The organism is Pseudenhygromyxa sp. WMMC2535 (assembly GCF_011083025.2).
The window spans coordinates 717,308-729,885 of the sequence record NZ_JABJWV010000001.1; the positions used below are offsets into that span (position 1 = coordinate 717,308).

The following is a 12,578-nucleotide window of genomic DNA, read 5'->3' on the forward strand; positions in this document are numbered from 1 at the left end:
GCGTCTCGAACGCCCTCAGGGGCCAAGCTCGTGGAGCCGTCTTTGGCTTGACGATCGCGTCCTCGACCGCCGCCATGCTGCTGAGCGCGGCCCCGGCATCCGCCGCTCCGCCGACCCGCACGACGACCGGCGCCGCCAGCCCCGGCGGCGAGCTCAGCGGCGACGAGGCCGGGGCCAACTCGTGTAAGAAGTGGCCCGCGGGCAAGAAGTTCACGATCACCATCCCGCGCGAGGCCGAGCTCGAGCAGCTGGTCCAGTGGATGATGACGATCTCGTGCCAGAAGTTCATCTGGAACGAGAAGATCCGCAGCGGCAAGGTCACCGTCCTCTCGCCCGAGAAGGTCACGCTGCGCGAGGCCTACGCGGCCTTCTACGCGGCGATCGAGAGCATGGGCCTGACCGTCGAGCCGACCGGCGACTACTTCAAGATCGTCGAGAGCGCCGACGCCAAGTCGCTCAACCTCCCGGTCTACGAGGACGGCAAGCCCGTCCCCAACAACGACCGCTACGTGACCCAGCTGGTCCGGGTCACGAGCAGCAACACCAAGGACATCGCCGACCTCGCCAACAAGCTCAAGAGCAAGCAGGGCAGCGTCGAGGTCGTCGGTAACCTGCTGATCGTCACCGACCGCGGCTCGGTCGTCCGCCGCCTGCTCAAGATCATCCAGGAGCTCGACACCGGCGGCGGGACCGGCGAGAAGATCTTCTTCTACCAGCTCCAGTACGCCGACGCCGAGGAGGTCGCGCAGATCATCCGCGACGTGTTCGGCGAGGGCCAGTCCTCGGGCAGCAGCAGCAAGAGCAAGAAGTCCTCGGACAGCGGCAGCGAGGCCAACTTCTCGCGGGTGATCGTCGACGCGCGCACCGGCACGCTGATCATCACCACCTCCGAGAGCGACTACTCGACGATCCTCCGGCTGATCCAGCAGCTCGACGTGCGCCTGCCCGGCGGCGGCGGGCGGATCCGGGTCAAGAAGCTGCGCAACGCCGACCCCAAGGAGGTCGCCACCGTGCTCCAGAACCTGGTCCAGGGCGCGAGCAGCGGCGGCGCCTCGTCCAGGAACGCGAACGCGAACAAGAGCGCGGCCCAGGGCGGGGCCTCGGCCGAGCTGTTCTCCGGCGACGTCAAGATCACCGCCGACGAGTCGACCCGCTCCTTGGTGATCATCGCCTCGGCCGCGGACTACAAGAGCCTCGAGCCGGTCATCGACGAGCTCGACGCCGACCGTCGCCAGGTCTACCTCGAGATCTACCTGCTCGAGGTCTCGGTCAGCCACACGCTGACGACCGGCGCCGGCGCGCACTACATGCACGAGTTCAACCTCGACAGCGGCAACGCCTACGGCCTGGTCTCGTCGTCCCCGTCCATCGACACCAGCTCGCTGCTGATCTCGCCCACGGCGCTGACCGGCCTCGCCGCCGGCATCCTCGGCCCGCAGCTGACCGGCGCGACCTCGGTGCTCGGCCTCGACACCGCCCCGCCGGCCTTTGGCGTGGTCATCCAGGCCCTGCAGACCAACGACGACGTCAACGTCGTCGCCGAGCCGCATATCTACACCGCCGACAACAAGGAGGCCGAGATCGAGGTCGGGCGCAAGGTCCCGACCCCCGGCGCGCTGTCCTTCGGCACCGGCACCGGCGGGTCCTCGCTGACCCCGCTGCAGTCGATCAACCGCGAGGACGTCACCCTCGACATCAAGGTCACGCCCCACGTCAAGGACGAGGAGAGCCTGACCCTCGACATCGAGCTCGAGGACCGCGACCTCGTCGGCGCCCCGGACCCGGTGCTCGGCGTGACCACGACCAAGCGGCGCATCAAGCTCGAGAACGTGCTCGCCCGCGACGACCTCCCCGTCGTGCTCGGCGGGCTGATGCGCGAGCGCGACGTCGAGAACGTCCAGCAGGTCCCCGGCCTCGGCTCGATCCCGATCCTCGGCTGGCTGTTCAAGCGCCGCGTCAAGGAGAAGGAGAAGATCAACTTGTTGATCATCCTCGTCCCCCACGTGGTCGAGACCGCCGACGACATCCGGCGGATCCACGAGCAGCGCACCCGCGAGCGCTACGAGTTCCTCGAGCGCGAGACCAGCTTCAAGCGCAAGGACCTCGACATCAACGTCAACTACCGGTCCAAGGCCGGGCTGCTCGCCAACATCGACCGCGAGGCCCGGCGGCTCGAGTCCCAGGAGCTGCTCCTGCGCCAGGCCGAGTCCGAGCTCGCCGCCGAGCGGATCACCGGTGAGATCGGCATGAGCCCGCGGCCTGCCGACAGCGAGGCCGAGGCCGAGGCCACGCCCAAGGTGCGGACCAAGACGAGGACCAAGTGAGCTGATGGCAGCGCCGCGCAAGCCCCCTCCTCCGCCGCCGCAGCAACCCTCGGCCAGCCCGCCGCAGCCGCCGACGGGCGCCAGGCGTCCGCCGCCGCAGCCGCCGGCGGCCGCCCAGGCCCACGCCGCCCAGGCCCACGCCGCCCAGGCCTTTCAGCCCTCGCCCGCGCCCGCCCTCGATCGCCGCAAGATCGGCGAGCTCCTGCTCGAGGCCGGGGTGGTCACCCCCGAGCAGCTCAACGAGGCGCTCGCGGCCCAGCACCTCGAGGACGAGCGCGTCGGCGAGACCCTGGTCCGCCTCGAGCACTGTAGCGAGGCCGACATCGCCCGCGCCCTCGCCCAGCAGTTCGGCCTGCCCGTGCGCCTCGGCGTCGAGGAGTCCGAGCTCGACGACGAGCTCGTCGAGCAGCTGCCGATCGGCTACGCCCGCGGCAACCTCGTGCTCCCGATGCGCTTCGACGAGGACGACGACCTGCTCGAGGTCCTCGCCGCCGACCCGCTGCGCCTCGACGAGCTCGACGACCTGTCGACGGTCTACGACGCCGAGCTCGACATCATCTTGACCTCGCGCACCGAGCTGCTCGAGCTCATCAACAAGACCTATTCGAAGCGGACCAAGGACGTCGACCTCGAGAAGAAAGAGGACGACTTCGACGAGGAGGACGAGGACATCCTCCACGCCTCGGCCGAGGACGCGCCGATCATCCGCTTCGTCAACTCGCTGATCTTCAACGCCTCCAAGGTCAAGGCCTCCGACATCCACATCGAGCCCGGCGACAAGGAGGTCGTGGTCCGCTACCGCGTCGACGGCGTGCTCAAGGAGGTCCGCCGCGCGCCCAAGGGCCACCTTTCGAGCATCATCGCCCGCGTCAAGATCATGGCCGGGCTCAACATCGCCGAGAAGCGCCTGCCCCAGGACGGCCGCATCCGCCGCAAGATCGCCGGCAAGGAGGTCGACATGCGCGTGGCCACGGCCCCGGTCTCCCACGGCGAGCGGATCACCATCCGACTGCTCGACAAGTCGGCGGTCATGCTCGACCTCGACAGCATCGGCATCGCCCCGGACCACCTGCGGGTCGTCCGCGAGACCATCAACCGCCCGCACGGCATCTTCTTGGTCACCGGCCCGACCGGCTCGGGCAAGACGACCACGCTCTACTCGGCGCTCTCGGAGATCAACACCCCCGACCTCAACATCCTCACGGTCGAGGACCCCGTCGAGTTCCAGCTCCAGGGCATCAGCCAGGTCCAGGTCAACGCCAAGATCAACCTGACCTTCGCCGCCGGCCTGCGCTCCTTCCTGCGCCACGACCCCGACGTGATCATGGTCGGCGAGATCCGTGACCGCGAGACCGCCGAGATCGCCATCCAGGCGTCGCTGACCGGCCACCTCGTGCTCTCGACGATCCACACCAACGACGCGGCCACGGGCATCACCCGCCTGGTCGACATGGGCGTGCAGCCCTTCTTGGTCGCCAGCTCCCTGGTCGCGCTCCAGGCCCAGCGCCTGATCCGGCGGGTCTGCCCGCACTGCGCTCGGGCCCAGGCCCCCGACCCCAAGGAGCTCGAGGAGCTCGGGATCATCCCCGAGGCCTTCTTCGCCGGCGAGCAGTGCCTCAAGGTGCCGATCCGCGACGAGCACGACCAGGTCATGCCGCTCTCGGCCCCGCCCGGCTACCAGCTCCCGCCCCCGGGCAAGCTGTGGGTCGCCGAGGGCTGCGACAAGTGCAACCACACCGGCTACCGCGGGCGGACCGGCGTCTACGAGGTCCTCGCCGTGACCGAGGAGATCCGTCGCCTGGCGACCCGCAACGCCAGCGGCGCCGAGATCAAGCGCGCCGCCATCGAGCAGGGCCTGCGCACCCTTCGTGACGACGGGGCGCACAAGGTGCTGTGCGGCCTGAGCACCGTCGACGAGGTCATGCGAGTGACCGCAGAGGAAGCCTGAGTCAAGCTAGAGAGCGCCCATGCCTGCCTACGCCTACACCGGACTGAACGCCGGCGGAAAGACCGTCAAGGGCATCGAGACCGCCGACAGCGTGGCCGCGCTCAAGGGCGTGCTCAAGCGCAAGGGCGTCTACCTGACCGCCGTGACCGAGGCCGCGGCCGGGTCCGCGAGCAGCAGCCGAGCGACCGGCGGAGGCCGCGAGATCGACCTCGGCCAACTCTTCGATCGCATCCGCCCCAAGGACGTCTCGGGCATGACCCGGCTGCTGAGCACGCTGCTGTGCGCCGGCGTCACCTTGCCCGAGGCCCTGGTCGCGCTGACCGAGCAGGTCGAGAGCCCGAACTTCAAGAACATCCTCTCGGACATCGGCAGCAAGGTGAACGAGGGCTCGTCGCTCGCCGACGCCATGGCCAGCCACGGCCACGTGTTCACCAAGCTCTACATCAACATGATCCGCGCCGGCGAGGCCTCGGGCTCCCTCGAGACCGTGCTCATCCGCATCGCCGACTTCATGGATCAGCAAGAGGAGCTGCGCAGCAAGCTGACCACGGCGATGTTCTATCCCATGGCCATGGCCGTGGTCGGCATCGGCGTCGTCGCCCTGCTGATGGTCAAGGTCGTGCCCAGCATCTCCGAGATCTTCGCGGGCCAGGGCGCCGAGCTGCCCTTCACCACGCGCACGCTGATCGCCACCTCCGACTTCGTGACCAAGTTCTGGTGGCTGGTGATCCTCGCCGCGATCGGCGTGGTCTACCTCGCCCGCAAGTACCGCAACTCGCCCGCCGGCCGCGAGACCACCGACCACCTGCTGCTCTCGCTGCCGGTGATCGGCGGCCTCGCCCGCAAGATCGCCATCGCCCGCTTCGCCCGCACCCTCGCGACCATGCTGTCGAGCGGCGTGCAGCTGCTCCAGGCCCTCGACATCGTGCGCAGCCTGCTCGGCAACGTGATCCTGGAGAAGGTCTTGACCCAGGCGCGCGACGAGATCCGCGAGGGCGCAGGCATCGCCCCCGCGCTCAAGCGCAGCGGGCACTTCCCGGCGCTGGTCACCCACATGATCGCCGTGGGCGAGCGCTCCGGTCAGCTCGAGCAGATGCTCACCGACCTCGCCGACGCCTACGACCGCGAGACCTCCTCGGCGATCACCCGCGCCACCGCCCTGCTCGAGCCCCTGATGATCGTGCTCATGGGCGGCAGCGTCGGCTTCATCGTGTTCGCGATCATGACCCCCATCCTCCAGATGAACCAGCTGGGGGCCCAGTGACGCGCGCACCTCACCGCAGGGCGCAGGCCGCCACCCGCGCCCCGGCCTGGCCCGACATTTCGACAAAAGCAGCGGCGGTCACCGCCGAGTTGACAAGCATCAGCGCGCCCTTTGCATCTCAGCGCGCAGCGTTCACGATCTCAGAGCGAATGGAGACCCAGATGAGCACCCTCGTTGAAACCCGCAAGCAGGCGATCCGCAAGGCCGCCTCCCGTGGCACCCGCGGCATGACCCTGATCGAGATCCTGGTCGTGCTCGCGATCATCGGCCTGATCATGGGCGGCGTGGCCGTGGTCGCGTCCAACGCCCTCGGCAACGCCAAGGTCGACACGGCCAAGAAGGACATCGTCAACCTCGAGACCAGCATCGAGATGTACCAGATCCAGCGCAACGACTGCCCCAAGAGCGTCGAGGATCTCAAGGCCGCCGGCATCATCAAGAAGGTCACCAAGGATCCCTGGGGGCAGCCCTACGAGATCAAGTGCCCCGGCGAGCACGGCAGCGTCGACATCACCTCGGGCGGCAAGGACAAGACGATCGGGACCGAGGACGACGTCAACAGCTGGGACGAGGACAAGCCCGAGGAAGAGGACAAGTAGGTCGTCATGCTCGGGCTGGCCATCGTGAACGCGCGCGCGCGCTGCCGGGGGGGACGACCCGCCGGCGGCTGCGCACGCGCGCGCGCCGGCCAGCGCGGCTTGACCCTGATCGAGATCCTCGTCGTGCTCTTCATCATCGTGCTGATCATGTGGAGCGCGACGGTGACCATGGGCGCGGCCAACCAGGCCGAGATCGTCCGCTCGACCAACCAGCTGGCCTCGACGATCCGCTTCACCTACGACCGCGCGCGCTTCACCAGCGCGCACTACCGGATCCACGTCAACTTCGAGGAGCGCAGCTTCCAGATCCAGCGCGCCGACGAGGCCATGTACCTCCCGGCCACCGACCGCAACGGCGAGCTCTTCGTGCCCGAAGCGGACCAGCTCGAGGATCAGGCCGAGCGCGACGAGCGGGCCGCCGACGCCTACTACAGCTCCGTGGCCTCGGCCTACATGCAGGCCGGGCAAGAGTCCGACACCCTCGACCCCTACGCCGTCCAGCAAAAGCAGGTCCCGCGCGCTCGCAAGCCGCTGTTCGAGTCCTTCGAGCCCGACGGCACCCTCGGCGAGCTCGGTGAGCCGATCGTCTTCCCCGAGGGGGTCGAGATCATCAGCGTGCACACCGACGCCTACGTCGAGCCGGTCACCGAGGGCGAGGCCGACCTCTACTTCTTTCCCCGCGGCCAGACTCAGCTCGCGCACATCCAGCTGCGCGGCGAGCCCAAGCTGCGCCAGCGCATGTCCGGCGAAGAGGCGCTCGAGTACACCATCATCGTCCAGCCGCTGACCGGCAAGGTCACCGTCGAGCCGGGGCTCATCGATCTCGAGCTGCCCAGCCTCGTCGGCGACGAGGAAGACGCGCTCGGCGAAAAGGCCGAGCAGAGGAGCTTTTGAGCCATGGCCGACGCCCACACCCACGCAGACGAGCAGACGCGCGGCCAGGATCGGCTCGCGTCCGTCGACGCGGGCGAGACCCTGGTCGACGGCGAGGACCCGCGAGACGACGACCTCGCCGCGGACGACTGCGCGCCCGATCTCGACGACGCCTACGACGACGACGCCTACGACAACGACGAGTACGACGACGACGAGTACGACGAGTACGAGGACGACGAGCACCGCTACGGCGGCGCCGCCGGCTTCACCTTGCTCGAGGTGCTGATCGCCGTGGCGATCCTCTCCGTGGTCATGACCTCGATGCTCGGCTCGCAGCTCAACAGCATGCAGGCCACGCGCTACGCCCGGGACATCAGCGCGGCTGCGCTGCTCGCCGACTGGCAGATCATCGAGCTCGAGTGGCAGCACCGCAAGGACGGCTGGACCAACTCCGACGTCGAGGTCGAGGGCGACTTCAGCGATCAGGGCTGGGACGACATCACCTGGAAGTGCACGATCCACTTCATCGAGCTGCCCGAGTACAACCAGCTGATCGAGGCCAAGGACGACGTCGACGAGGCCGCCGGCGACGACGACAACATGATGGACGCCGGCGACCAGGCCTTCGCCGGCCTCGGCATGGTCTGGGCCATGATCAAAGAGGCGATCGAGGCCGCGATCCGCAAGGTCGACTGCGAGGTCCAGTGGACCTCCGGCGGGATCGAGCAGCGCTACGCGATCCAGACGTTCTGGACCGACCCGATGGCCCTGCAGAACGTCAGCGCCGCCAGCGACGACGAATTCACCGACGAGGACGACGACTCGGGCACCACCGAGGACAGCGACACCTCGAGCAGCTCGTCCTCTGGCACGAGCACCAAGAGCATGCAGGTGGGGGTCGACAAGTGAGCCGCGCGGCCCTGGCCCGCGCGCGCGGCATGACCTTGATCGAGGTCATGGTAGCGATGGCGATCATCACGATGATGATGGTCTCGGTGTGGAGCAGCTTCAGCGCCACGATCCGGGCGATGGACGCGACCGAGACCATCCAGGATCGCCACGCCAACATCCGCAACACCGTCGACCGCATGGCCGCGGAGATCTCCGGGGCCTACCTGTCCTTCAACCGCCCGCGCGCCGAGACCCGCCACTTCACCCTCTTCGAGGGCCGGACCAACGCCGACGGCAGCAACCTGAGCTTCTCGAGCTTCTCTCACCTGCGCATCCGCAGGGACAGCAACGAGAGCGATCAGACCGTCATCCAGTACTTCCTCGCCGACGACCCCGAGGACTCGAGCCGCAGCCACCTCTACCGCCGCGAGACCAAGCGCCTGACCGGCGACCTGCCCGAGGACCTGCGCCGCTACGCCCCGGCCTACGTGCTGTGCGAGGACGTGGAGAGCCTCGAGCTGCGCTACTGGGACGATCAAAACCAAGAGTGGCTCGACGAGTGGCGCACGACCGCCAACGACGCCCAGCCCGATCGCCTGCCCCAGCGCGTCGAGATCAAGCTCGGCATCGAGGATCCGATCACCAACGAGGTCCGCTACTTCGTCACCCAGACCACCCTGCCGATGCAGGAAAAGATCGACCTGGAGAAGTGATGATGGCGCAGCGCGAGACACAGCAGGGCACCCGCCGCGAGCGCTCCCCCAAGCGCGGAGCGAGGCGATCCCAGCGGCCCCGCGGGTCCAAGCCCGAGGCCAGGTCCAAGCGGCCCCGCGGGTCCAAGCGCCCGCGCAAGCCCGCGCCCGGCGGCAAGTCCAGCCGCCCGCGCAAGCCCAAGGCCCGCAACCAGCAGGGCGTGGCGATCTTGCTGGTGCTGATCGCCCTGGCGATCCTCTTCCCGTTCACGGCGACCTTCAATTACAAGGCGCGCGTCGACTGGCAGTCCGCCGTCAACCACGGCGACGAGGTCCGCGCCCGCGCGATCCAGCGCGGCGCCATGCAGCTGTCCACCCTGCTCTTCGAGCTCCAGCGCATGGTGTTCAACTCCAAGCAGTTCCGCGAGATGGTCGGGGCCATGGACATCACCCAGCTGGCGCCCTACCTGATGTCGATCTTCGGCACCCAGGACGGCGCCGAGGGCCTCGGCGCGCTCGTCGGCCTCGACACCAGCTCGCTCAACGAGCTCGCCCTCGACGGCGGCGGCACCTTCGAGGTCCGGCTCGAGGCCGAGAGCGGCAAGATCAACGTCAACTGCCTCGCGGTCGAGAGCGAGGGCAACGACACGCCCCAGGCGCGGACCTACGAGACCCTCGACGCGCTGCTGATGCCCAAGCTCTACGACCCGCTCTTCGACGAGGAGAAGAGCGACGGCAACCGCTACCCGCGCTACGAGGTCCTGCGCGCGCTGGTCGACTACATCGACCCCGACACCCGCAAGTTCAGCACCTACCGCCTGGCGAACAGCTCCCAGGACGAGCGCTACCGCTACCAGGAGCTCGTCGATCCCTACGAGGCCCGCGACGCCCGCCTCGACTCGGTCCAGGAGCTCCAGCTCGTCGAGGGCATCGACGACGACTGGATGGCCGCCTTCGCCCCCGAGCTCACGGTCTACGGCGGCTGCAAGGTCAACATCAACTTCGCCAGCGCCGAGCAGATCGCTCAGGTCATCCGCCACTCGGTCCGCGGCGAGGACCGCTGGAAGACCGAGGGCGAGAACTTCCTGACCATGACCATGCCGCTGGCCAACTACGTGGTCGAGTCCCGCGAGTTCAGCCTGTTCAAGAAGCTCGAAGACTTCAAAGAGCTGGTCAACGACCCCGACAAGTACGCCAACCCGCTGACCATGATGGGCGAGGAGAGCGACGCGGACATGCTCGCCAACATGCCCAAGATCCCCGACGGGATCGTGGTCCGCGAGATCGCCGGGACCAAGGACGGCGCGAGCTGGGGCGGGCTCCGCGACGTCGCGACCGTCGAGCCCGAGCGCATCTATCGCATCGAGATCATCACCACCGTGGGCAGCGTCAGCAAGCGCCTGACCGCGGTCTACGACATCCAGTACGCGCGCAGCCAAAGTCAGGGCAAGGGCGCGTGGCTCTACTACCGGGAAGACTGACTGAAGGTCCACATGGCGCAGAAGTTCGTAGGCATCGACCTCGGCAACCGCAAGGTCAAGATCGCCGTCATCACCTCTGGCCTGCGCGGCGTCCAGGTCCTGCACGTCTGGGAGCAGGCCATCCAGCCCGCGGAGAAGGAGGGGGGGCACCCCCTCGATCCGGCGATCGACGCCACCTTGCAGCTGATCCGCGAGCGCGGGCTCAAGCACCTGCCCACGGGCATCTCGCTGCCCGGCGGCGAGGGCAGCTACCGCGTGCTCAGCTTCCCCTTCGACGACCCGCGGCAGATCGCCCAGGCGATCGACTTCGAGATCGACGGCCAGTTCCCGCTGCCGATCGAGCAGCTCGCCGTCGACCACCTCGCGGTCAAGCGCGGCGACGGCCGCGGGCGGGCGCTGGTCGTCGCGGCCAAGCGCGCGAACATCGACCACATCGTGGCGCGCATGCAGCTCGCCGGCGTCGACCTCCGGGTCGTGACCACCGGCGCGCTGGCCATGGCCCAGGCCATGGCGGGCACGCCCACGCCCCCGCTCCCGCCGAGCGTCGAGCCCGAGCTCCAGCCGGTCAGCCTGATCGTCGACATGGGCGAGAAGAGCACCGACCTGGTCACGCTCGGTGAGAAGGGCCCGGTCGCCGCCCGCAGCCTCCGCCGCGGCGGTCGCCAGCTGGTCCGCGAGCTCGCCAAGCTGTGGCGCATCGACAAGGCCGCGGCTCAGGCCGCGCTCGAGCGCGAAGGCACCCTCAACGACCCCGCGGTCCGTCGGGCCATGCAGCCGCTGCTGCGGGAGATCGAGCACACTCGGACCTGGCTGCGCGCCGAAGTCGGCTGTCACGTGGTCGAGATCCGCCTCTCGGGCGGCACCTTGCTCCGCGACCTCGGGACCTGGCTGCAAGCCGAGACCGGCGTCGAGGTCGGCCCGGTCGCCCCGCGCGAGAGCCCGCAGCTGCGCGGGGTCGAGGGCCACGACTGGAGCGGCTCGCTGATCGCTCTGGGCACGGCCATGGCCACCGGCCGGCGCCCGCTGATCCAGCTCCACGACGCCTTCGAGGGCGGCGGCGAGGGCCAGTGGATCCAGCAGCACCTCTCGACCCTGCTCGCCCTCGGCGTGGCGATTCTCTGCTTCGCCACCGTCGACACCCTGGTCCGCGTACGCGCGGCCGAGCGCCACCGCGACGCCTACCTGGCCGAGCTCGAGGGCGAGAGCCTCCGGGCCTTTGGCCAGCAGCTGTCGAGCAGCGCCGAGGTCCAGGCCAAGCTCGCCTCCGTCGAAGGCGGCGACATCAACAGCAAGATCCCCGAGCGCGGCGCCCTCGAGGTGCTCGAGGCCCTGACCAAGCTCGCCGCGCCCGCGGGCGGCCGCGAGCAGGCGGCCCCGATCGAGCTGCCGCCGGGCTACACCTCGAGCGTGGACGAGACCGGCCAGGTCGTCGTGCTGACCCCCGACGGCCAGCCCGTACCCCTGGCCGCCGACGGCACCCCGATGCTCCCGGCCGCCGACGATCCGACCGGCGCGGCCGCGAGCCAGCCCGAGGCAGAGACCCCCGCCGAGGATCCCGCCGCCGGCCCGCCCGTGGTCACCGATCCAAACGCCGGCATCCTCGCCGACGACGACCTCGTGTTCAGCTACATCGAGATCCGCGAGCTCAAGACCGAGATGAAGCTCAGCGCCACGCGGACCTCCGCCCAGGACCGGCTCGCGCGCAAGCTCGAGCAGGTCAACTGCATCCAAGAGGTCAAGACCGGCAAGGTCAACGAGCGCAACGACCGTCGCGTGTTCGAGATGAACTTCGACCACAACTGCTTCTACGGAAACCTCGCCACCGGCATGACCAGCGAGGAAGAGGAGCCCGAGGAGGAGGAGCCCGAGGAGCTCGAAGACGACGAAGAGGAGGAGGACTGAGATGGCCAAGGTCGACGCAAAACACGCTGGCCCCAACTTCTGGGAGAAGCTCCAGCCGCGCGAGCGGACCTTGGTGCTCGCGCTGATCGGGGTGTTCTTCGTGATGTCCACGGCGCTGCTCTTCTTCCTGCGCCACCAAAAGCTCTCGGCCATCGACGAGGAGGTCGCCGACCTCCGCGAGGGCCTCGACATGACCCGGACCTTTGGCGCCTCCTATCAGGAGAAGCTCGCCGAGATCGAGAAGAAGAAGGACAAGTTCTCGTCCGAGAAGCTGCTCTTCTCCTCGCTGATCGAGCAGGCCGAGTCCGTCGCCGAGGTCAAGACCGGCAGCCAGGCCGAGAAGCCGCCGGTGGAGCTCACCTCCGGCCTGCAGATGCGGGCCATCGAGGTCGATCTGCGCAGCGTGAGCCTGGCGCAGCTGACCAAGTTCCTCAGCGAGGTCGAGGGCAAGGAGGGCCACACGGTGCTGACCACGGGCCTGTCGATCCGCTCGCCGAGCGCGAGCGAGGATCGCCTCAACGTCGAGATCACCTTGGCGACCTACGAGCGCACCGAGGCCAGCGAAGACGCGGACGCGGACGCGGCCGAGGAGGAGGAGTAG

At 68.7% G+C, this 12,578-nt stretch carries 10 protein-coding genes; all 10 read left to right on the plus strand.

What is annotated here, in order from left to right; genetic code table 11:
• Positions 1–47: 47 nt before the first annotated feature.
• Positions 48–2,324: a type II secretion system secretin GspD gene (gspD, locus tag G6O69_RS02630; protein WP_172301949.1), complete on the plus strand. Its 2,277-nt coding sequence runs from the start codon at positions 48–50 to the stop codon at positions 2,322–2,324.
• A gap of 4 nt (positions 2,325–2,328) precedes the next feature.
• A complete protein-coding gene (locus G6O69_RS02635) occupies positions 2,329–4,272 on the plus strand; it encodes an ATPase, T2SS/T4P/T4SS family (protein ID WP_172301950.1) in 1,944 nt (647 codons plus the stop codon).
• A 19-nt stretch (positions 4,273–4,291) separates the two neighbouring features.
• The gene (gene gspF, locus G6O69_RS02640) at positions 4,292–5,536 is read left to right on the plus strand and encodes a type II secretion system inner membrane protein GspF (RefSeq protein ID WP_172301951.1); all 1,245 of its coding nucleotides are present in this window, start codon (positions 4,292–4,294) and stop codon (positions 5,534–5,536) included.
• A 161-nt stretch (positions 5,537–5,697) separates the two neighbouring features.
• Entirely contained in the window at positions 5,698–6,135 is a 438-nt protein-coding gene (locus G6O69_RS02645; protein WP_172301952.1) for a type II secretion system protein GspG, read from the plus strand.
• 6 nt (positions 6,136–6,141) lie between these two features.
• Positions 6,142–7,029, plus strand: coding sequence for a prepilin-type N-terminal cleavage/methylation domain-containing protein (locus tag G6O69_RS02650; RefSeq protein ID WP_172301953.1), 888 nt, complete (start codon positions 6,142–6,144; stop codon positions 7,027–7,029).
• A gap of 3 nt (positions 7,030–7,032) precedes the next feature.
• Positions 7,033–7,920, plus strand: coding sequence for a prepilin-type N-terminal cleavage/methylation domain-containing protein (locus tag G6O69_RS02655; protein WP_172301954.1), 888 nt, complete (start codon positions 7,033–7,035; stop codon positions 7,918–7,920).
• On the plus strand, positions 7,917–8,615 hold the full coding sequence (locus tag G6O69_RS02660; RefSeq protein ID WP_172301955.1) for a type II secretion system protein GspJ: 699 nt from the start codon (positions 7,917–7,919) through the stop codon (positions 8,613–8,615). The genes G6O69_RS02655 and G6O69_RS02660 overlap by 4 nt, the downstream gene beginning before the upstream one ends.
• Positions 8,615–10,075, plus strand: a complete 1,461-nt coding sequence (locus G6O69_RS02665; protein WP_172301956.1) for a type II secretion system protein GspK — start codon at positions 8,615–8,617, stop codon at positions 10,073–10,075. Before G6O69_RS02660 ends, G6O69_RS02665 begins: the two co-directional genes overlap by 1 nt.
• Positions 10,076–10,087: 12 nt before the next feature.
• Positions 10,088–11,977, plus strand: a complete 1,890-nt coding sequence (gene pilM, locus G6O69_RS02670) for a pilus assembly protein PilM (protein WP_172301957.1) — start codon at positions 10,088–10,090, stop codon at positions 11,975–11,977.
• A gap of 1 nt (position 11,978) precedes the next feature.
• Entirely contained in the window at positions 11,979–12,578 is a 600-nt protein-coding gene (locus tag G6O69_RS02675; protein WP_172301958.1) for a hypothetical protein, read from the plus strand.

Excerpts from the sequence above, each read along its gene's own strand:
- G6O69_RS02655 (WP_172301954.1), top strand. The coding sequence starts at position 7,033 with ATGGCCGACGCCCACACCCACGCAGACGAGCAGACGCGCGGCCAGGAT.
- G6O69_RS02665 (WP_172301956.1), top strand. The coding sequence starts at position 8,615 with ATGATGGCGCAGCGCGAGACACAGCAGGGCACCCGCCGCGAGCGCTCC.
- pilM (WP_172301957.1), top strand. The coding sequence starts at position 10,088 with ATGGCGCAGAAGTTCGTAGGCATCGACCTCGGCAACCGCAAGGTCAAG.
- G6O69_RS02645 (WP_172301952.1), top strand. The coding sequence starts at position 5,698 with ATGAGCACCCTCGTTGAAACCCGCAAGCAGGCGATCCGCAAGGCCGCC.
- G6O69_RS02635 (WP_172301950.1), top strand. The coding sequence starts at position 2,329 with ATGGCAGCGCCGCGCAAGCCCCCTCCTCCGCCGCCGCAGCAACCCTCG.
- G6O69_RS02675 (WP_172301958.1), top strand. The coding sequence starts at position 11,979 with ATGGCCAAGGTCGACGCAAAACACGCTGGCCCCAACTTCTGGGAGAAG.
- G6O69_RS02650 (WP_172301953.1), top strand. The coding sequence starts at position 6,142 with ATGCTCGGGCTGGCCATCGTGAACGCGCGCGCGCGCTGCCGGGGGGGA.
- gspF (WP_172301951.1), top strand. The coding sequence starts at position 4,292 with ATGCCTGCCTACGCCTACACCGGACTGAACGCCGGCGGAAAGACCGTC.